Origin of the sequence: Streptomyces luomodiensis (assembly GCF_031679605.1) — a bacterium.
Taxonomy (GTDB): domain Bacteria; phylum Actinomycetota; class Actinomycetes; order Streptomycetales; family Streptomycetaceae; genus Streptomyces; species Streptomyces luomodiensis.
This window is the reverse complement of the sequence record NZ_CP117522.1, coordinates 61,608-80,628: the sequence shown is the minus strand read 5'-3', so window position 1 is coordinate 80,628 and position 19,021 is coordinate 61,608. Positions and strand designations below refer to the sequence as shown.

The window sequence follows — 19,021 nt, the reverse complement described above, 5'->3', positions numbered from 1 at the left end:
GGAAGGAGCGCCGGCTGCGCCGGCTTCTGGCAGCGGCTCAGCACGGCGATGGTGAGGCGGTGTGCCCGGAGTGCGGGGCCCGGTGGGTGGCCGGGGTCGACCGCCGTTCGGACGCTCTGTATTGCTCAGCCCGGTGCGAGGTGAGGGCCTGGAGGCGCCGGGCGGAACCGTACGGCGAACGGTCACAGTAATCGGTAGGCGTAGGTCGCCTGCCTGGATGATGCACGTCCGCCGCCAGGCAAGGGACTACGAACGGCTCATCCAGCACTCCGAGACTCTGATCACCTGGGCCGCCATCACCCTCATGACCAGGCGCCTCGCCCGGAAGGGTGCCCCCCGAGCTGACCGGGGAAACCGGCCGCTGTCGACGGCTGACCGGCGAAGGCCAGCTGGACGAAGCCTCAGCCAGTTCTGCGGGCGCGGCGGCCGTCGGGCGTGGGCGGCTTCTGCAACTTCATCGGGCCGGGCTGCGTCGGGAGGGCTGCGGGCTTGGGGCCGTCGGCGGCTTTCTCGCTGGTGGTAGCCCACTCGCGGGCTTCGGTCTCGTCAGATTGCGGCGTTTTGGTAATGGATAGGCCTGTTCCTGCCAGAGTGGGCGGAGGCCGGGAACCGGCTCACTTGTGCATGCCTTGAACGGGAACGGGAGAGCGAATGGAAGCCCGTGTGTACTTCGCCGAGCTGGCAGACGGCGCCACAGTCAGCAGCCCGGTGCACGTCAAATTCGGCCTCGAAGGCATGGAGCTGCGCCCCGCCGGCGACATGACGCCGGACACCGGCCACCACTGCCTGCTCATCGACGGCAGGCCGGTCCCGAAGGGGAACGTCGTGCCGTCAGCGAGCGCTCGATCCACTACAGCCAGGCCCAGTCCGAGGCCGACATCAGGCTTCCTCCGGGCCGGCACACCCTCACCGTGCAGTTCGCCGACGGCGCGCACCGCTCCTACGGGCCGGAAGCCAGCCAGACGATCACCGTGAACGCCATGTGACTGCGCGGCGATCGGGCCGGGCGACACTCGGTGCGCCGCCCGGCGCGGCTGCGCCGTCCACCCTCAGCGGCCAGGAAGGCGCCCTTCTGCCCGTCGCGGAGGGACAGGGGTCCGGCGTCTCGGACCGACCTGCAGTGGGCGAAGTGCTCCGTGCCCGATTTCGATGTGATGAAGCCGAAGCTCATCCCTGCACGTGCCCTGTGAGGCAGTGCCCGATCAGTCAGGTGATCGGGACGCCTGTAGCGCTCGCAGCAGCACCGAATGTAGTGACGTTTCTCCGCGGCCTTCCGGCCAGATGAACGGCTTTATCCCGTCAAACAACCTTGAATGCCGCTTAACATGTCACTGTCATGCGCAACGTGACAGACATGACTTCTTCGACCACCGCGGTCTCTCAGCGGGGAGGCCCGCAATGGGTACAGATCGACCCGCTCAGCTTCGACCGAGCCCTCACCAACGTCGACCAGCAGATCCCCGATGTCCCGGAACTCGAGATCCCCTTTCCCGGCGTGTGGCAGATCTCCTACAGCGCCCGCGCGTCGATCTACCCCGGGTCAGGGGCCCTTTGGGTCACCACATCGCTGTTCAAGAACGGCACGCTCCTGCGCGGCAGTGAGGCACTGGCCGGCATCCAGGGGTCGAGCGTGGGCCTGCAGAGCACCTGGGGACAGACGATCCTGGAACTTTTCGACGCCGGGGACCGCGTGACGCTCCACGCATACACCCTCTCAGGGGGCAGCGGCAGCTCCGCCCACCTCATCAGCAACGACCACGGACGCACGACCGTCGCGGCCCACTGGGTGAGTCCGACCTGACCCCACAACGCGAGCCGCTGACACAGGACACCGCAGCCTGTGTCCGCGGCTCGCCCATGTTCCACCGGACACACCTGGGGCATGACGGGCAGGGTCTCCCGGCGCCGGCAGGCGCCTGACCACCCGATACGCCTCTGGTCGTCCGCGTCGCCATCGACGACGCGGACCACCACGGACAAGTGCCTGGGGACCACGTCGCCCGCACGAGCACGACCGTGGGCAGGTCTCCGCAGACTGCGGCACAGAGGTCAGGTGGCGGGCAGGATCTTCCAGAAGGTGACGTTGGAGTTGGAGCGGTTGGAGTAGGCGTTGGTGTCGACGTCGTAGCGGGCGCCGGAGGCGCTGCTGCCGCCGTTGGTCTCCAGGAAGCCGCCGCGGTTGGCGTAGGTGTTCCACAGCTGGACGATGTCGTTGAAGCGGACCAGGCCGTCGCCGGGAGAGGAGGCGGTGTCGAAGATCTGCCAGCGGCTGCTGTTGCCGTCGCGGTCCTTGCCGTAGGCGGTGGTGACGTCGTAGATGCCGCCGGCCTGCTGCTGGCCGCTGCTGGCGCCACCGCTGACGTCGAGGTAGCCGCCGTTGCCGCCGTAGAGGTTGCGCAGGTAGATGATGTCCCCGCTCTTGACCGTCGTGCGGGGGGCCGCGCAGGATCCGGAGACGATCTCCCAGGTGCCGCTGGCCCCCTCGCGGTTGGCGACCGTCGCGGTGGACACCCTGTACTGTCCTCCCGCAGTGCTCGCCCCTCCGTTGACGTCGAGAATCGCCGCGATCTGGAACGCCAGGGTGGGGCGGGGCGAGAGCCCGGCATCTGCGGACTCCGCCCTCGCCCGTCTCAGCAGGCCCGCATCGAAGCGACGATCAGCTCGGCTGGTCCCCGGTGTACCGGTAGATCTCGTTGGCGCTGTTGACGTGCCACACCGTGCCGTCGGCTCCGGCTGCGATGTCGATGTTCGAGCGGACCAGCCCGGTCGCCCCGGCCGTCCGTCAGGTCGACCGGACGGTGGAGTTCCTGGACCTGGTGACCGCCTGCCACTCCTTCGTGGCCGCGACCGGCCGGGTCGTCCCGGGCCTGCGGGACCGGCAGCTCGGCGAGGACGAGCGGACGATCGTGCACCAGAACGTCGCGAAGGTGCGGGCCACGCTGGACTGGATCGAGACTGCGGTCGACACCGGCAAGGTCGACATGGACGACGAGCTGGCCCGCATGCTGCGGGGCGAGTAGGGGTGCCCCGTGCCTCGCGACGACGGGCGAGGCCGCTCAGCGGCATGCGGACACCCTCCGGTTCGTGCTGTTCGAGGCCCGACCGGCCGGGCTGCTGTTTCCCCAGCTGGTCCGCGCCAGCGAGCTGTCCCCCAGCCAGGTCAGAGCGGGGCTCGCCTGCTTGCGCGACATCATCGCGGAGAACGGCTGGCCGCCGCTGATCTGGACCAGGGCTGACGGCTACCAGCTCGGTGCCGACCGCGCGGCGCTGGAGGCATACGAGCGGGCCGTGCTCGCCGAGAAGCTCACCGAGTTCCGGCGGTTCATCACCGGCACGGTCGCCCCGCATGCCGCAGCTCATCCGCGCGACAAGTGGATCAAGCACATCATCGCTCAGCTCAACTCCATCGAATCCACCCTCGACCTCGTTGTCTCTGCCTGACCACCACGAGGGGCGCCCGGCCAGAGGTCGGGCGTCCCTCCTCACCTGCCCGGAGGGAGGGAAGCCGTGCGCCGCCGCCGCTATCCCTCCGACACCACCAACGCCGAATGGGCCCTGATCGAGCCGCTGTTGCCCACCCCGGCCTGCGAGACCCGCCGCGGCGGCCGGCCGGAGAAGCACCCCCGTCGCGAGATCGTCGACGCGATCCGCTACGTCGTCGATACCGGATGCAAGTGGAGGGCCCTGCCTGCGGATTTCCCGCCCTGGCGCACGGGCTGGGGCTTCATGGCACGCTGGGCCGCTGCCGGGATCATCGGACAGATCCGCGACCAGCTCGCTGGGCGGATCCGCCGCGAGCTCGGCAAGGGCCCGCGCGCGGTCGCCACGGTCATCGACTCTCAGAGCGTCAAGGCCGCGGAGACCGTGGCGAAGGACAGCCGCGGCTACGACGCAGGAAAAAAGATCAACGGCCGGAAGCGCCACCTGGTCGTGGATACACGCGGGCTGCCCCTGCTGGTCATGGTCACCCCGGCCGACCTGCACGACTCCGCTGCGGCGAAGGAAGTCCTCTTCCGTCTCCGGCTGATGCACCCCGAGATCACCATCGTCTGGGCCGACTCCGCCTACGCGGGCAAGCTCGTGACCTGGGCGAAACGGCACCTCAACCTGACGATCAAGCCGGTCAGCCGCCCCAAGGACGCCTCCGGATTCGTCGTGCTCCCCCGCAGATCGGTCGTCGAGCGCAGTCTTGCGTGGATGATGCACGCCCGTCGGCATGCCCGCGACTACGAACGGCTCGTCCAGCACTCCGAGACGCTGATCACTTGGGCCGCCATCACCCTGATGAGCAGGCGCCTGGCCCGGAAGGGCGCCACCCCGAGCTGGCCGAGGAAACCGGCGCCGACCGGTGCCTGACCACCCCGCTTTACTCCTGCACTTTGCGCGGGCGTTGAGACGGAACCGCTCACACCTCCTCTGGAGGCGCTGCAACAACTATGTGAGCCGCCGAAACGAATGCCTCCCGAGCCTCCCCTTGGGACTCAAGAAAGGCATCGAGGGACTCTGTTCTCCTCCCTCGCTGCTCTTCACTGTCGTCGGCAGGCTCAAATATGAGAGGGTCCTCGGCTACATGATCTAAGAAACCAAGCATAGGAGCGTGCAAACCCTCAGCAGCCTCCGCAAGTTCCAGGGGGCCGAGAATGCATACCCGAGATATCAGCGCTGCAACGGCGAGGCATCTCATACCCATCTCCTGAGACTTCTGCTCCGCCTCCTCCAACTCCCCCCGCTCTATGTGGATCCGAAAGAGCATCTCTTCTCGTAACCACTCGTCAGACGCCGTGACCAGCGCTTCAGACACATCCAGGCGCAGTTGCCGCAGCCAGTGCTCGTGCTCTCTGCGAGCCTGGTCCCGGACCTGCTGGCGTGTGGCCTGAGCTGTCTTTTCTGCACCGATGCGCGCACCAATGATCGCAGCGACACCGCCAACGATTGCTCCCGCGAGACCTACTGCCCCGGTGATGATCGTTTCCCACCCTTGCCCCATACCGACACCCTGTCATGGCCAGCCGATGACCGACCTGGCGCAGCATCAGCTCGCCTCCATCGGCTCCGGCGCACCCTGGCAGTGTCAGCAGCGGGATCAGAAACAGGCTCTAAGCTTGTTCCTTAACATCTGCCATTACGCAGAGCGACTAGGGTCTCGGGTCGTTTGACGGTCTTGCCCACGTCGTAGCGGGTGGTGGGGCGCCGGTTCTTCGAACCGGGTGGTCGTCCTGGCCCCCGGCCGGGTGGGTTTGGGTGCACGGGCTGGACTGCCGAGGTGGGGGCGGATGTTTCTGAACCCGCGCCGGACGCGGGTCGGGGTGAGCGCGGTGCCGGTGCGGGTGGTCTTCTCCCAGGGCTTGCGCCGGTCGGCTGCCAGCGGCGGCGCGAGGCGGAGCTGGGTGTGCGCGGCGATCACCAGCCACGTCCACCGGTCCGCTGCCTGTGGGTCACGCAGCCGGGGGCGGGTCCAGCCCAGGGACTGCTTGAACAGGCGGAACGTGTGCTCCAGGTCGCATCTGCGCAGGTAGCATGACCAGACGAAGTCGAGGTGGTCCGGGGGCGCGCCGGTCGCGGAGGACCACGGCCAGACCGGCGGCGCGTCGCGGTCGCCGGGCAGGTGGTCGGCCTTGAGGCGGATCATCGTGCCTTCGATCAGGGGGAGTTCGCCGTCCAGGTCGATGCAGGGCGAGCGGTGGGTGAGCCGGGGGTGGAGCCGGTCCCAGGCGCGGGCCTCGGCCTTGCCGTAGCGGGGTGTGTTGTTGAGGGTCACTGCTGTCGGCTCCGGCCAGGTCTCCGGCTTCGCCAGGCGGAACTCCGCTCCGTGCTTGGGAGGCCTGCCGCCCTGGGGGTCGTAGACACGCGGCGGCGCCGGCAGTCGCAGGAGGCGATCGGAACGAAGGCGCCCGACCACCTCGACGGGAAGGTCGCTCAGTACCCAGGCCAGGCGCATCACGTCGTAGCCCGCGTCCATCACGACCAGGATGTTCCGGTCGCCGTCCTGCCACTGACCGGCCGTGACCAGGCGCTCGACCACGGCCCGCAGCTGGTCGGCGGTGACGGCCGCGGCGTCGTCGGTGGGCCCGGGCCGGACCGCGTCCAGGACCTGGGTCCACGACGTGCGGTCCGGGGTGAGCGCGGCGACGAATGAGTACGGCCAGCCCGGCACCACGTGGTCCGATGAGCGGCCGTTGCGGCCGTGGACCAGGCAGAACAATCGCTCCGGCGAGCAGGCGGCGTCCGACCGCAGCCACGGTGAGACGTCCACCGTGAGCACGATCCGCCCGTCGAACCGCGGTAGCGGCAAGGAAACCAGCAGGTCACGCAGGGTGTTCGTGTCGAGCCGACCATGGTTCAGAGCGCCGTACAACGAGCCGTAGCCGCGCTGGTGCTCGGCGAGCAGGGACAGCTCGACCGGCGTCCGCGTCGGCCCGTCTGCGCACAGCAGCGCGTCGGAAAGCTCGAAGAACGCATCCGCTCGCGCGGACAAGCACCCGTAAAAGGCCGTCCGAAAGCGTGGCAGTTCCTCAAGCACGTTCCGCTCGCCGGCCGATGCCAGCACACTCATCCTCACGGCCTTCCTGGTGAACTCCGGGACCTCGTCGCAGAGTTCAGGATCACGAGGAAGGCCGCCCTCATACCCTGCGATCACTCCAAAGAGTGACCACACGGCCGGGCCCGATGTTAAGGAACAAGCTCACTCTGGGGCACGGCGGTGACCCGGACGGCTCCCGCCCGTGGGCTGCAAGACGCGCTGACGGCGGCGCCATGGGTGCGGCGGCCTGGGGCTTGGGGTTGAACGCGGCAGTGAACGCCTCGTTGACCTGCTGCCGAACGGACTGGCGTCACGGGACAGCTGACGGACGGCGGCCTGCTGCGCCGGGCCGCGCACTGCGGACCGGAGGGCCGGGCGATGGCAGCGGAGTGCGAACGCCTGCTCAGCGCCCATGGAGAGGTGCAGCTGCCGACCGGTGACCTGGTACACGGCGACTTCCGTCCCGCGAACATCCTCTTCGACGGCAACCGTGTCAGCGGCGTCATCGATATCGAAGCGGTAGGCAGCGGCAGTCGCGTGTTCGACTACGCCTCGTTGCTCACCACCGACGAACTCACACCAGCGGCCCGTCGTCTGGTCGCCGCGGCGGCTCGCGGCGTGGCCGAAGAGGCCGGTCCCCTGATGGAGGCCCTGAAGTTCCTGCCGAAGCTGGAGCGAACCCTGGCCAAGAGCCGCCAGAGCGAACTGTTCCCCTCCGTCCCCGTCAAGCACTTCGGCCCCACCTGGCAGACGTAGGTGTTCCCCACTGAGGGCGAGCACGCTGGCGGCGTAGACAAGCACGCCTGGATCGTCGGCACCGCCGAAGCCCCGCGCGGCGCCCTGCGCCGCCACGACGTGTTCGTACCTGGCCTGGACAAGTGGGGTGACCCCCGCAAGGCCCTGCTCCAGGACGACGCCTGGGAAAACGCCCGCACCCGGGTGTGCCGCAGCCTCGGCCTGTCCGCGAAGCCCGGCGTCGACCTGGACCGCTGGTGCAGCGAACTCGACGACGACTACCGGCGCCTGCGCGCCGGGCTTGCCGACAACCCGCACGTGCGCATCGAGCAGCGCACCGAGAACGGCAAACTGCGCGATCATCTCGTCCTCACCGGCCTGGACAAGCTCACCGAACCGGCCAGCCTCAAAGAGCTCCGCGAAGCCGTCGACGCCCGCATCCCCACCGTCGACCTCCCGGAACTCCTCCTCGAAGGCCACGCCTGGACCGGGTTCCTGGGCCACTTCCACCACGTCTCCGAGGCCGGCAGCCGCGCTGAACACCTGATCGTCTCGCTCTGCTGGCCGCGGTCGTCGACGATAAGGGCCGTATCGAGCGCATCCCGTACGAGCTGTGCGTGCTGGTGGCGCTGCGAGACGCGATCCGGCGCCGGGAGATCTACGTAGAGGGCGGGATGCGGTGGCGCAACCCGGAGGACGATCTGCCCGCTGACTTCGAGTCGGCCCGCACCGTGTACTACGTCGCGATCCGCCAGCCCGAGGACCCGAGGGTGTTCGTCACGGGCCTGAAGCGCCGGATGACGGACGGCCTGGACCGGCTGTCGACGGCGCTCGCGGACGGCTCGGCGGGCGGGGCGAAGGTCACCACCCGCAAGGGCGAGCCGTGGATCACCGTGCCGAAGCTGGAGCCGCTGGACGAGCCCACCGGACTTCAGGCCCTCAAGGACGAGGTCGTACGGCGGTGGGGGGTGCTCGACCTGCTGGACGTGCTGAAGAACGCGGACTTCCTCACCGGCTTCACCGACGAGTTCTCCTCGGTCGCCGCGTACGAGCGCATCGACCGCGCCACCCTCCAGCGGCGCCTGCTGCTCGCACTGTTCGCCCTGGGCACCAACATGGGCATCCGGGCGATCGTGGCGACCGGCGAGCACGGTGAGACCGAGGCCGCGCTGCGGCACGTGCGCCGGCACTTCATCACCGTCGACAACCTCCGCGCGGCCGTCACCCGGCTCGTGAACGGCACGTTCGCCGCCCGGGATGCCGCCTGGTGGGGACAGGGCACCTCGTGCGCGTCGGACTCGAAGAAGTTCGGGTCCTGGTCCTCGAACTTCATGACCGAATACCATGCCCGCTACGGCGGCAACGGCGTGATGATTTATTGGCACGTGGAGAAGAAGAACGTCTGCATCTACTCCCAGCTCAAGAGTTGTTCGTCATCCGAGGTCGCGGCGATGATCGAGGGCCTGCTGCGGCACTGCACAGACGCCGAGATCGAGTCCAACTACGTCGACACGCACGGCGCGAGCGTGGTCGGGTTCGCTTTCACCGAGCTGCTCAACTTCCGTCTGCTGCCGAGGCTGAAGAACATCGGCAGCATCCGTCTGTACCGCCCGGACGACACCCCGCCCGGCTGGCCGGCGCTCGGCGGCTCGCTGACGACCCGGGCCATCAAGTGGGACCTGATCGCCCAGCAGTACGACCAGATGGTCAAGTACGCCACCGCCCTGCGCCTGGGCACCACGGAGGCGGAACAGGTCCTGCGGCGCTTCACCCGCGGTGGCTCCAAGCACTCCACCTACGCCGCGCTCGAAGAGCTCGGCCGCGCGGTTCGCACCATCTTCGCGTGCGATTACCTGGCCAGCCCCGGCCTGCGGCGTGAGATCCACGGCGGGCTCCAGGTCGTGGAGAACTGGAACAGCGCGAACACCGTCCTGCACTACGGCAAGGACGGCGCCCTGACCGGCCCGGACAAAGAGCACGCCGAGACATCGATGCTCGCCCTGCACCTGCTCCAGTCAAGCCTCGTCCACATCAATACCCTGCTGCTGCAACAGGTCCTGGCCGAGCCGGAGTGGGCGAAGCGGCTCAGCGGCGAAGACCGGCGCGGGCTGACCGCGCTGTTCTGGTCGAACGTCAACCCCTACGGCACCTTCCGCCTCGACATGGACAAGCGGCTCGACTTGGGGCTATCGATCACAGTGCCCCGGCCGCGTTTCCCTGAGCCCACCGCGACGATGCCCAGCTGAGTGTTCGGCGCCGTCGAAGAGAGTGCCCGAAGCCAGCTCCAACGGCTTCGGGCGCCTCTCGCCGTGGCCGGCATTCCAAGGCTCCGGTGATCCGGGCCTTACCGGGTCCGTGTGCCGCCGTCGGTGTCCGAGTGCATCTGTCCCAGGGTGGGTCTCAGATCCAGGTGGGCACGTGCCCCTCGGTGTAGCGGGCGCCGAAGCCGCCCTGAGGCAGGATCTCGGCGATGGCCTTGAGGTCGGTGTCGGTGAGGGTCAGGTCGGCGGCGCCGGCGTTTTCCTGGACGCGCTTCGGGCTGCGGGTGCCGGGGATCGGCACGATGTGCTCGCCACGGGTCAGGAGCCAGGCCAGGGCCAGCTGGGAGACGGTGGCACCCTTGGCCGCCGCGAGCTCGGCGAGCCGGTCGACGGCTTCGATGTTCTTCTCGAAGTTGCCCGGCTGCCAGCGGGGGTCGACGTTGCGCAGGTCGTTGCCTTCGTACTGGCCGGCAGGCTTGGCGGTGCCGGTGATGAACCCGCGGCCGAGGGGGGAGTAGGCGACGAAGCCGATGCCGAGTTCGTCCAGGGTGGGGAAGAGCTGCTCGACGTCCCGTTCGAACAGGGAGTACTCGGTCTGCAGGACGGAGACCGGCTGCACGGCGTGCGCCCTGCGGATCGTCTCGGGCCCGGCCTCGCTGAGGCCGAAGTACTTCACCTTGCCCGCGTCGATCAGTTCCTTGACGGTGCCCGCGACCTCCTCGATGGGCACCTCGGGGTCGACGCGGTGCTGATAGAAGACGTCGATGTGATCCACGCCGAGGTAGCGCAGGCTGTTGTCGGCGACCTTGCGGATGTTGTCGGGCCGGCTGTTGAGAGGGCCGCCGATCTGCTCGGGCGGTACCGACATGTCGACGCCGAACTTGGTGGCCAGGATCACGTCGTCGCGGAAGTCCCTGACTGCCTTGCCGACCAGGATCTCGTTGGATCCGGTGCCCCAGCCGTACATCTCGGCGGTATCGAAGAAGGTGACGCCCAGGTCGTGCGCGCGGCGGAGGGCGGCGACGCCGGCCTCCTCGTCGGTGGATCCGTAGGCCATCGTCAGGCCCATCGCGCCGTAGCCGATCGCCGAGACCTCAAGGCCCTGGCTTCCGAGTGTCCGATGCTGCATGACTCACTCCTCCGAAAGGAACTAGAAGGCAATTTCTGGCGGACCGTTGTGTCAGTGCGCTGCGGCGGTCAGTCCGGCGCGGTGGATGCGGGTGTGCTCGGCGACGCGCCGGCCGAGGTGGCGGGCGGTGTTCAGGTCTGCATCGTGGACGGCAGGGGTGTCGTTGAAGCTCTGTGCGCCGGCGCCGAGGTAGAAGCCCAGGCGGTTGTCGTCCTGGGGGCCGGATGTGGTGGTGTTCCAGCCCGGCAGGAGGTTCAGGCTCACCCAGAGCATTCCGTGCTGGGCCGCCAGGAGCGCCAGGTACTGCAGGGTGTGCAGTTTGTCGCCGCTCATGGAGCCGGAGTTGGTGAATCCCGCCGCGAGCTTGTCGCTCCAGGCGCGGGTCATCCACCGCTTGCTGGTGGCCTCGGCGAAGGCGTGGAACGCCCCCGAGGCGGTGCCCATGTAGGTGGGGGTACCGAAGATGATGGCGTCCGCGGCGTCCATCAGTTCCCAGTCGGCGTCGCTGAGGGAGGCGACGTCCACGCGGTGGACGTGCGTCCCAGCGATGGAGCGCGCGCCGTCGGCCACGGCCGTGGCGATCTGCGCGGTGTGGCCGTAGCCGGAATGCGACGCGATGACGATCGAGATATCGGACACGGGTGTTCCTCTCCTGCCGCGATGGCGGCGTGTTCGGTGGTATGCCGGCAGACGATGAGCTGCCCGCTGAGGCGGTCGGCCGCACTGCTCCACGAGTGGGGGACCAACGGCCCCGGCCGGGGTGCGGCGCCTGCCCAGGTGTCGCGGGCCGGCGCCGGCCACCATCAGCATGGATCGTCGTTCCGCTTTAAACAGTAACACCGATAAGGCGGCGATACGCAAAATGAGATATCATTGTTCCATGAACGAGGGACGACGCGCCGCGCGACGCCAGGTACTGCAGGTGGCCGCCAAGCTTTTGGAGGAGGGCGGCAGCGAAGCGGTCTCCACACGCGCGGTCGCCGCAGCCGCGGGCATCACGGCCCCCGCGCTCTACCGGATGTTCGACGACAAGGACGGACTCCTGGCCGAGCTGGCCGCCTACGGGTTCGAGATGTACCTGGCCGAGAAACGGGAGGCACTGGCGCTGACCCCGGACGACCCGGTGGCCGACCTCTACCGCGGCTGGGACCTGCACGTCGACTTCGGACTGCGGCACCCCGCGTTCTACATGCTCATGTACGGCACGGTGCAGCCCGGGCGGCGGCCCCCGGCCGCGGACGAGGCGCACGCCCTGCTGGTGACACTGCTGGGCCGGGCGGCCGAGGCCGGGCGCCTTCGGGTTCCGGTGGAGCAGGCGACCCGCGTCATCCATGCGGCGACGACGGGTGCCACGCTGGCGCTGATCGGCGAAGAGCCCTCGGATCGGGACCTGACCACTTCGGCGCGGCTGCGGGACACCGTCATGGCCTCGGTCACCACTGACGCGCCCGCCTCATCCGGGTCGGACCTGGCCTCGCGCGCACTCGCCCTCGATGCCGCACTTGAAACCGCGCTCAGCACCGGGGTACCTCTGCGAGACACGGAGACGGCTCTGCTGCGCGAATGGCTACAGCAGTTGGCAGGCTGAAGGGGCCGCCTGCTCCGCAGGCGGTGGGCGCAGTCGGTTACGCCGGCCGTGCAGCACTCGATATGAGTGTCGGCAAACGATCGACTGCCGACACTCGCCCGCGCGATCACGAACCCGCAGGTGGGTAGTGTCGACAACTCGCGTCGGCAATCAACGTCGATGAACGGTCCGGCCGATGGATTCCGACACATGCTCATCGGCTACGCGCGGGTTTCGACCGCCGACCAGAACCCTGATCATCAGATTGACGCCCTGCTGCGGGCCGACGTCGACCGCGACAACATCCACGTCGACACCGCCAGCGGCGCGAAGGCGTCCCGCCCGAAGCTCGATCTCGTCCTCCAGCTGCTGCGCGAGGGCGACACGTTGAAGGTCACCCGGCTCGACCGGCTCTCCCGCTCGGTGCTGCACCTGGTGACCCTCGGCGCCGAGCTGCACGAGCGCGGGATCGGGCTGCACGTCATCGAGCAGGGCATCGACACGTCCACGATGGAGGGAAGGGCCATGTTCGGCATGCTCAGCGTGCTCGCTGAGCTCCAGCGCGAGCTGATCGTCGCGAACACCAACGACGGGCTCGCCTCCGCGCGGGCCCGCGGCCGGGTCGGCGGGCGTCGGCCGAAGCTCACCGAGGACCAGGCCGCGCTCGCCCAACGGTTCTACGACGAGCGGGAGAAGACCTCCAACAAATTGCCGACATGTTCGGTGTGCCGAGGTCGACGGTGTACGGGCACCTCAACAAGGCCAAGACCGTCCCCCGTCAGCCGAAGAAGACGGAGGTCACGAAGCCCTGACCGCTACTTTGCACCGTGGGTCAGGGATAGGAGACCGGGGCCGACACGGCGTGAGACACCGCGAGAAGCCGCAGGTCACGGCCTCACCGTAGGACACGAGCAGCGAGAACCTACAGCTGTGTGGAGTCTCGCGGTCCCGTACCGCGCGTCCGATACGTCGGAAGCCGAAGCGGCGCACCGGCCAGGCCATACGGCGGGACGGCTGCGAGCCGCTCGGACTCGCCACCGCGATCACGATGATGACGACCGAGCGCGCATGGCCGCTGCGGCCGCCGGCGGCGGCTCCCTTGCGCAGTGGGACGACATCCTCGCCGCGGCCGCCCGAACTCGTCGGCCGCGCCCACGCGGTGAAGTTCGATACGGACACCGGCCGCCTGGACGTCGTCCCCGACGCCCCCGCGTTCGGCACCAAGCTGCGCTGGAGCGCGCCGAAGCTGATCGCGGCGGCCAACGCGAAGGTGCCGGGCGCGAACGTGCGCACCCGGTATGTCCTGCCGCCCGCACCCAAGCGACGCTGGCTCCGCCTCGGCAGCCGCCGACCCGGACTTGCGGCCAGCCGTGTCCGAGGCGCCGGTCCGTACGCGGGAGGCCGCATCGCCGGGCTACCAGCGGGCGCTGGCGGCTCACCAGGCGAGCAGGCCGGAGCGTGTCCTCAACCCGCGGATTGCGGGGCCCGCCAAACCAGCGGGTGTCTTCAGGTTCGGCCCGCTGTCACCTCACTTCGCATGGTTACAGGCAAGGGCGAGGGCTTCGATGCTCGTAGTGCCGCTCCAGGTAACCTTCTGACGGCCACTTGAGTCGCGTAGGAGGATTGCCTCTGATGATTCCCGGGCGAGGTCCATCATCGTCACCAGGGGGTACGGGCTGGCGGCGATGCCGTTGTTCAGCAGGTGGGCAAGCACTCCGGTGAAGGACCCCTCACCGTCTTCTCCCGCCCACTCGTATGCCAGGCCATGGGCCTCCGTTGCGGCCAGGACGAACCAGTTACTCAGCGTCGGCGGAGTGCTTGGGATCGCGGCACCGGCGAACGAGGTGTCCACGATGAGGATCACCGCTCGTTCCTGTGAACGCCGCTCCGCCTGGGACAGAAGGCCCTGAAGGTCGACCGACGTCTGCAGCAGGTTGTCTTCCTGGGAGTCCTTCATGATCAAGGACAGTCGTGCGGACTCGTTGAGGTAGCCGTGCCCGACAACGTGCACCACCAGAAGTTCCCACGGAGCGGCCATGGCACGACGGATCTCGTCGTGTGCTTCCTGGTTCGTCGGATCGAGCAGCATCGTCAACGACATCCATGGTGCTGCGGCGCGAACTGCTGCTGACATGCGTTCGCAGTCGCGGGGCACACCGTACAACGGAGCATGGCGGCTGCCAGCAGTGCTGCTGCCGATCAACAGGTAAGAGCACCGCTGGCGCTCCGGAATCCACCAGCGGTTCCGCCGTTCGGAAGGACCGCTGCGCGGATCTGAGCTGGGCGTTTCGCGGGCCGGGGGCTTTCTGACTTTTTCTCCCTCATCGAGACCCGCCAACGCCTTTGCCCAGGCGTCCTGCCAGGAGTACGTCTCCCGGGCACGCTCAGGCACAGGGATCCCGTTCTTCTCCGCATAGTGTCGGCAGGCCGAGACGAACGCGATGACCACGCCCGGCTTCGGGAGCCGTCGGCCGCGTACCGCGTCTGAGGCGGTTGAAGCTGGCAGATGGCTTCCGGCCTTCCGCGCATGGGTCTCCAGGTCACGGAAGGATGGCTGGCCCACGGCACGGCGTAATTGACGGAGGTCAGCCACGAAGGCTTCGATCAGGTCCTCACTTGCCCCCACAACTGCACCTTTCCCTTGCTCTATCAAGACGCTGGCCGTCCGAGAGTGGCCGAGCACAGCCGACAGCGGCCGCGAGCAGCCGGGCCTGTCCGAGGCTACAGACACCCTGACCTGGTCTGTTGTCGAATCCGAGTATCGGAATCTTCAACACGGGGAGAAACCCAATGGGACGGGAGCAGGGCAAGAACGGCATCGTTCGGCGGCTCGGCCGTGCAGCGATGTTCAGCGCGGTACGGGGCGTGGCATCGGCGGCTGGAGCCGCGTCTCTGGGAGTGATCACCTGGTGGATTCAGAATCGCTGAGTGATCCCTCGGGGCCGTCAAGCACCCACTCAGCTAACCCCGTCGGTGTAAGTCTCGGGCGTGGTCCGGCGTTGCGGAGGTTGTAGTCGACCAGGCCGGCCTGGTCGACGGTGGAGGTGTAGCGCAGGGCCGCGCCGACGGTCAGGCCGAACAGATCGCAGATTCGGCGGGGATCGCCTCCGGTGGCCTCGGCTTCGTGAAGGAGGCGGTCCTCGCGGAGGCGGCGGGCGGGCATGCCGAGTACGTCGTTGACCCAGACGTGGCTGACGGGCTCCACGCCGCAGGCCGTGGTCTGGGAGAGGAACAGGTGAGGGTTGGCGGTGCGGGGCCACCGGCTGTTGCGGTGGTCCAGGTAGGCCGTGAGCCGGTCCCGCACGGGGTCTGCGAGCAGGACCGTTCGGTTGGGCAGGAAGAGCCGACCGTCGCGCAGGCCGGTGGTCAGCGCGGTGCGCAGTTCGCGGGAGGTGAGCGCGTGGAAGATGACCAGCGCTGACAGGGCCGCTCTCGGAGCCGTCTGGTCCTGGAGGATCTGGCGGAGGTCGGTGACCTCGACCGGCAGGGGGATGGTGGCGGTCGGCATACCGCAGAAGATGCGGGCGGTGGGGTCGGTGAAGATGATCCGCCGTCGCTTGAGTGGCCGCAGGATGTGCCGCAGGCCCTGGAGCATGTTGGCTCGCGGGGTTGCGCTGTCGGGCAGGACGTCCAGGACGTCGTCCCGGGTGATGGCCCGCAGCGAGTCCTTGCCCCGGGCCGTCCACGTGCGCAGGGCGGGCAGCGCGGACCTCATCATGCGCCGGATCCACCGAGGTGAGCGGGCCTTCAGCCGCGGTGCGGTGGTGCTGCCCGCGAGCATCAGCTCGAACCAGGTGTTCAGCTCGGCGGCCATCGGTTCGGGGAAGTCCGCGGTGACCTCACGGAACCAGGGCACCACCGAAGGGATGCGGTCATCGTCGAGCATGTCGATGTGGGACAGCAGCTTCAGCAGCGGCCTGGCCGGCAGGTGCAGGTCTCGCAGAAGCAGGACGTCGGACGCCCGGAACGGGGCTCCGGGGGTGTCCTGGAGGGCCAGGAGGATGCGCAGGCCCCGGTCAAGGCCCTGGGCAGTGGCGTACTCCAGGCCGTGACGTCGCGCGTAGGCGTCGGCCGCGGCCTTCAGCGCCGCCGCCACCTCGGGCGCATCCGCCTCGGGGAAGCCGCGCTCCTGCGCGCGTCGTAGGTCCCGGCCGTGCGGCGGGTACAGCGCCAGCTGCCGGTGCTTCACCGGCAACGGCGAAGGCGAGGGCATCGCAGGCGGCTCGGCGCGGCGGCGGACCGGCCCCGGCGTCATCAGCCGGACGCGCCGCAGCATGTCGGCGAAGTACAGCTGCTGCCCGCACCGGCTCACCTCGTCCAGCACCATCGCGTAATGAGGGCGCCGCAGCAGCTGGCCTCCTTCACGCCCCGGCCGCCCGGTCCCGGTGACGCCGTGCCCGGTGACGCCGTGCCCGGCCCTCCCGCCGGGACCGTGCTCGCGGCCGTGGCGGTGACCGACACCTGACTGTTCCGCATCCGGAGGCGGCTTCCGGGAGAGGACCGCTGTCCGCTCCTTGGCGGAAGGCGGCCGTGGGCGGGCCGGCGGCGGGGTCAGATGGCGGGTCCGTCGAGGTAGGTGTAGGTGCTCTGGGAGCTGCCGCCGATGGTGCTGACGATGATGGTGATTCCGCCGGCGGGGTGGGGCGGGGCGGCTGCGGTGATCGTCTGGTCGGAGATGACGGCGAAGGGCGCGGGAGTGTTGTCGAAGGTGACTGCCTGGGTGGTGGCGAGGTTGGCGCCGGTGATGGTGACGTCGGTGCCGCCGGCGGTTGGTCCGGTGTCGGGTCTGACGGCAGTCAGGGAGGGGGTGTCGAGGTAGGTGAAGGTCAGGCCGTTGGCGTTTCCGACGGGGGTGATGACGGTGACGGACACCGGGCCGGTGGATGGAGCGCCGGGGATGCCGACCGTGACGGCGGTGTCGGTGACGGACTGGATGGTGGCCACTCTGGAGCCGAAGCGCACCGAGGTGGTCCCGGTCAGGTTGGCTCCGGTGATGACCGCGGTGCCTCCGCCGGCAACGGAACCCATGGTCGGGGTGATCCCGGTCAGCAGTGGGGTGGGGCGGTAGTAGAAGGTGCCGAAGACGCCGGTGCCACCCGGGGTGGTGACGGTCACGGGGACCGCGCCCTGTCCGGCGGGGGTGCGGACCGTGACCGAGGTCGCGGTGTTGGCCAGGATGGTGGCGAGCCTGTCGCCGAAGTGCACGGCGGTTGCGCCGGCCAGATCGTGGCCTCGAATGGTCACGATGGTGCCACCGGCGGTGGTGCCCTGGCTAGGTACGAGCGTCAGGGCGATCACGCTGACGGCGTTGTCGGCGTTGTCCGTCACGTACAGCCGGTTCCCGGCAGGGGTGACCGCGACGCAGACGGGGCCGTTGCCGACCGGGATGCTGCCGGTGGCGGTGTTGGTGGCGGTGTCGATCACGCTCACGGCGTTGTCGGTGAAGTCGGTGGTGTAGACGGCGGTCCCGTCCGGACTCACGGCCACGAAACGCGGCAGGGTGCCGACGCCGATGGTGGCGATGGCGGTGGTGGTGGTGGTGGTGTCGATCACGCTGACGCTGTTGCTCCCCGCATTGCAGACATAGGCGCGGGTGCCGTCCGGGCTGAAGGCGACGATCACCGGCACGTCGCCGGCGGTGAAGCTGCCCGTGACGGTGTTGGTCGCGGTGTCGATCACGCTGACGGAGCTGTCGCCGACGCAGCAGACGTAGGCGTGGGCGCCGTCGGGGGTGACGGCGACGCCGACCGGCATAGGGCCGGTGGTCACGGTAGCGGTGACGGTGTTGGTCGCGGTGTCGACCACGCTAAGGGTGTTGGCGCCCTGGCTGGTGACGTAGGCGCGGGCGCCGTCCGGGGAGAGCGCCACCGCGACGGCTGCGGCACCGACCGCGATGGTGGCCGTGAGGGTGTTGGTGGCAGTGTCGATCACCCCGAGGGTGCCGTCGTCGAACAGGGTCACGTAGGCGCGTGTGCCGTCCGGCGAGACCGCCGTGAGGAACGGGCCACCGCCGGTGGTGATGGTCGCGGTGACGGAGTTGGTGACGGTGTCGATCACGCTGATGGTGTTCGACGCCCGGTTCGCGACGTAGCCGCGTCCCCCGTCCGGAGTCAGTGCCACCCCCAGTGGCGAGTTGCCGACGGGGATGGTGGCGTCAGCAGGTGGCAGCACCGTGGAGCGTTGCCGAGGCAGCGCGACGGCGGCCAGCAACGGATCAGGCCGGGTCAAGGCGGTCATGGCGCAGCCTTTCTGAGCGCGTATCGGGGAACCGCAGCCACTGCCCGGGCGGAGACGCAGTCCCGGGCAGGGACGTCGGTTGATGCCACTGCGGGGTTCCGCCTGCGGCAGTGCGGCCCGCGCTCCAGGCGGCAGATGGCCCTCATGGCCGAACGACCACGCCAAAAGAACCGCGGCAACCACCTACAGCACGTTCCCCGGCAAAGGATGGGCGGCCCACCGGTTCCACTACTCAAAGTGACCCACAATGTCAAACGGGTGACAAGGGTCAGCTATGCGATATCACCCAAACGGCCCAGTCATGATGCTTCGGGCTGCCCGATCTGCCGCATCACGAGCGCCATGGCATATCCGGGCCAGGAACAAGTACCTACGTACTCGAGATCGGACGTCGGTGTGGTCCGGCAGGTCGAAAGAGGTGGTCGCGCCTCCCACCCGTCACAGCGCGTCACGGATCACCGTTCTGACACAGCTTCTGAGCTTGTTCCTTAACATCGGGCCCGGCCGTGTGGTCACTCTTTGGAGTGATCGCAGGGTATGAGGGCGGCCTTCCTCGTGATCCTGAACTCTGC

At 68.7% G+C, this 19,021-nt stretch carries 14 protein-coding genes and 6 pseudogenes; 12 read left to right on the top strand and 8 right to left on the bottom strand.

Going from position 1 to position 19,021, the window contains the following annotated elements:
* Nucleotides 1–202: 202 nt before the first annotated feature.
* The 3 genes and pseudogenes from PS467_RS41980 to PS467_RS00360 form a co-directional block, all read left to right on the top strand.
* Nucleotides 203–325, top strand: a pseudogene (locus PS467_RS41980) (IS5-like element IS4811 family transposase); the annotation flags it as partial.
* A gap of 326 nt (nt 326–651) precedes the next feature.
* Nucleotides 652–986 (top strand): annotated as a pseudogene (locus PS467_RS41975) (DUF4399 domain-containing protein).
* 368 nt (nt 987–1,354) lie between these two features.
* Nucleotides 1,355–1,801 carry a hypothetical protein gene (locus PS467_RS00360; protein WP_311033388.1) on the top strand — a complete coding sequence of 149 codons (447 nt, stop codon included), beginning with the start codon at nt 1,355–1,357 and terminating at the stop codon, nt 1,799–1,801.
* Nucleotides 1,802–2,049: 248 nt separating this feature from the next.
* Here PS467_RS00360 and PS467_RS00355 read toward each other — a convergent pair whose 3' ends face one another.
* Complete coding sequence (locus PS467_RS00355) at nt 2,050–2,511, bottom strand: hypothetical protein (RefSeq protein ID WP_311033387.1); 462 nt, start codon at nt 2,509–2,511, stop codon at nt 2,050–2,052.
* Nucleotides 2,512–2,735: 224 nt separating this feature from the next.
* Here PS467_RS00355 and PS467_RS00350 point away from each other — a divergent pair.
* The 3 genes and pseudogenes from PS467_RS00350 to PS467_RS00340 all read left to right on the top strand — a co-directional run.
* A pseudogene (locus PS467_RS00350) lies at nt 2,736–3,020 on the top strand (DUF6192 family protein); the annotation flags it as partial.
* Nucleotides 3,021–3,022: 2 nt separating this feature from the next.
* Nucleotides 3,023–3,441, top strand: a pseudogene (locus PS467_RS00345) (RacP protein).
* A gap of 66 nt (nt 3,442–3,507) precedes the next feature.
* Nucleotides 3,508–4,356 carry an IS5 family transposase gene (locus tag PS467_RS00340; protein WP_311033386.1) on the top strand — a complete coding sequence of 283 codons (849 nt, stop codon included), beginning with the start codon at nt 3,508–3,510 and terminating at the stop codon, nt 4,354–4,356.
* Between the two features lie 49 nt (nt 4,357–4,405).
* On the opposite strand, the gene PS467_RS00335 is transcribed toward PS467_RS00340, so the two are convergent.
* A complete protein-coding gene (locus PS467_RS00335) occupies nt 4,406–4,987 on the bottom strand; it encodes a hypothetical protein (protein ID WP_311033385.1) in 582 nt (193 codons plus the stop codon).
* A 122-nt stretch (nt 4,988–5,109) separates the two neighbouring features.
* Nucleotides 5,110–6,553 (bottom strand): annotated as a pseudogene (locus tag PS467_RS00330) (NF041680 family putative transposase).
* 345 nt (nt 6,554–6,898) lie between these two features.
* On the opposite strand from PS467_RS00330, the gene PS467_RS00325 reads away from it, so the two are divergent.
* The 3 genes from PS467_RS00325 to PS467_RS00315 are packed head-to-tail and all read left to right on the top strand — an operon-like array spanning nt 6,899 to nt 9,501.
* Complete coding sequence (locus PS467_RS00325; protein ID WP_311033384.1) at nt 6,899–7,276, top strand: phosphotransferase; 378 nt, start codon at nt 6,899–6,901, stop codon at nt 7,274–7,276.
* Complete coding sequence (locus PS467_RS00320) at nt 7,277–7,921, top strand: hypothetical protein (protein ID WP_311033383.1); 645 nt, start codon at nt 7,277–7,279, stop codon at nt 7,919–7,921.
* The gene (locus tag PS467_RS00315; protein WP_311033382.1) at nt 7,879–9,501 is read left to right on the top strand and encodes a Tn3 family transposase; all 1,623 of its coding nucleotides are present in this window, start codon (nt 7,879–7,881) and stop codon (nt 9,499–9,501) included. Before PS467_RS00320 ends, PS467_RS00315 begins: the two co-directional genes overlap by 43 nt.
* Before the next feature lie 154 nt (nt 9,502–9,655).
* On the opposite strand, the gene PS467_RS00310 is transcribed toward PS467_RS00315, so the two are convergent.
* Together PS467_RS00310 and PS467_RS00305 are read right to left on the bottom strand one after the other, a co-directional pair.
* The gene (locus PS467_RS00310; protein WP_311033381.1) at nt 9,656–10,645 is read right to left on the bottom strand and encodes an aldo/keto reductase; all 990 of its coding nucleotides are present in this window, start codon (nt 10,643–10,645) and stop codon (nt 9,656–9,658) included.
* Nucleotides 10,646–10,696: 51 nt separating this feature from the next.
* Complete coding sequence (locus PS467_RS00305; protein WP_184945986.1) at nt 10,697–11,284, bottom strand: flavodoxin family protein; 588 nt, start codon at nt 11,282–11,284, stop codon at nt 10,697–10,699.
* Between the two features lie 241 nt (nt 11,285–11,525).
* Here PS467_RS00305 and PS467_RS00300 point away from each other — a divergent pair, with 241 nt between their 5' ends.
* The gene (locus PS467_RS00300) at nt 11,526–12,233 is read left to right on the top strand and encodes a TetR/AcrR family transcriptional regulator (protein WP_311033380.1); all 708 of its coding nucleotides are present in this window, start codon (nt 11,526–11,528) and stop codon (nt 12,231–12,233) included.
* A gap of 159 nt (nt 12,234–12,392) precedes the next feature.
* Nucleotides 12,393–12,773 (top strand): annotated as a pseudogene (locus tag PS467_RS00295) (recombinase family protein); the annotation flags it as partial.
* A 967-nt stretch (nt 12,774–13,740) separates the two neighbouring features.
* Here the strand turns inward: PS467_RS00295 and PS467_RS00290 are convergent.
* Together PS467_RS00290 and PS467_RS00285 are read right to left on the bottom strand one after the other, a co-directional pair.
* Nucleotides 13,741–14,838, bottom strand: coding sequence for a caspase family protein (locus tag PS467_RS00290; protein WP_311033379.1), 1,098 nt, complete (start codon nt 14,836–14,838; stop codon nt 13,741–13,743).
* 276 nt (nt 14,839–15,114) lie between these two features.
* The gene (locus PS467_RS00285; RefSeq protein ID WP_311033378.1) at nt 15,115–16,539 is read right to left on the bottom strand and encodes a site-specific integrase; all 1,425 of its coding nucleotides are present in this window, start codon (nt 16,537–16,539) and stop codon (nt 15,115–15,117) included.
* A gap of 6 nt (nt 16,540–16,545) precedes the next feature.
* On the opposite strand from PS467_RS00285, the gene PS467_RS00280 reads away from it, so the two are divergent.
* Nucleotides 16,546–16,677 (top strand): hypothetical protein, encoded by a 132-nt coding sequence (locus PS467_RS00280; RefSeq protein WP_311033377.1) that lies wholly within the window; start codon nt 16,546–16,548, stop codon nt 16,675–16,677.
* 86 nt (nt 16,678–16,763) lie between these two features.
* Here the strand turns inward: PS467_RS00280 and PS467_RS00275 are convergent, their stop codons facing one another.
* A complete protein-coding gene (locus PS467_RS00275) occupies nt 16,764–18,449 on the bottom strand; it encodes an IPT/TIG domain-containing protein (protein WP_311033376.1) in 1,686 nt (561 codons plus the stop codon).
* Between the last annotated feature and the right edge of the window lie 572 nt (nt 18,450–19,021).

Excerpts from the sequence above, each read along its gene's own strand:
- PS467_RS00360 (WP_311033388.1), top strand. The coding sequence starts at position 1,355 with ATGACTTCTTCGACCACCGCGGTCTCTCAGCGGGGAGGCCCGCAATGG.
- PS467_RS00335 (WP_311033385.1), bottom strand. The coding sequence starts at position 4,987 with ATGGGGCAAGGGTGGGAAACGATCATCACCGGGGCAGTAGGTCTCGCG.
- PS467_RS00325 (WP_311033384.1), top strand. The coding sequence starts at position 6,899 with ATGGCAGCGGAGTGCGAACGCCTGCTCAGCGCCCATGGAGAGGTGCAG.
- PS467_RS00310 (WP_311033381.1), bottom strand. The coding sequence starts at position 10,645 with ATGCAGCATCGGACACTCGGAAGCCAGGGCCTTGAGGTCTCGGCGATC.
- PS467_RS00300 (WP_311033380.1), top strand. The coding sequence starts at position 11,526 with ATGAACGAGGGACGACGCGCCGCGCGACGCCAGGTACTGCAGGTGGCC.
- PS467_RS00285 (WP_311033378.1), bottom strand. The coding sequence starts at position 16,539 with ATGGTGCTGGACGAGGTGAGCCGGTGCGGGCAGCAGCTGTACTTCGCC.
- PS467_RS00280 (WP_311033377.1), top strand. The coding sequence starts at position 16,546 with ATGAGGGCGCCGCAGCAGCTGGCCTCCTTCACGCCCCGGCCGCCCGGT.
- PS467_RS00275 (WP_311033376.1), bottom strand. The coding sequence starts at position 18,449 with ATGACCGCCTTGACCCGGCCTGATCCGTTGCTGGCCGCCGTCGCGCTG.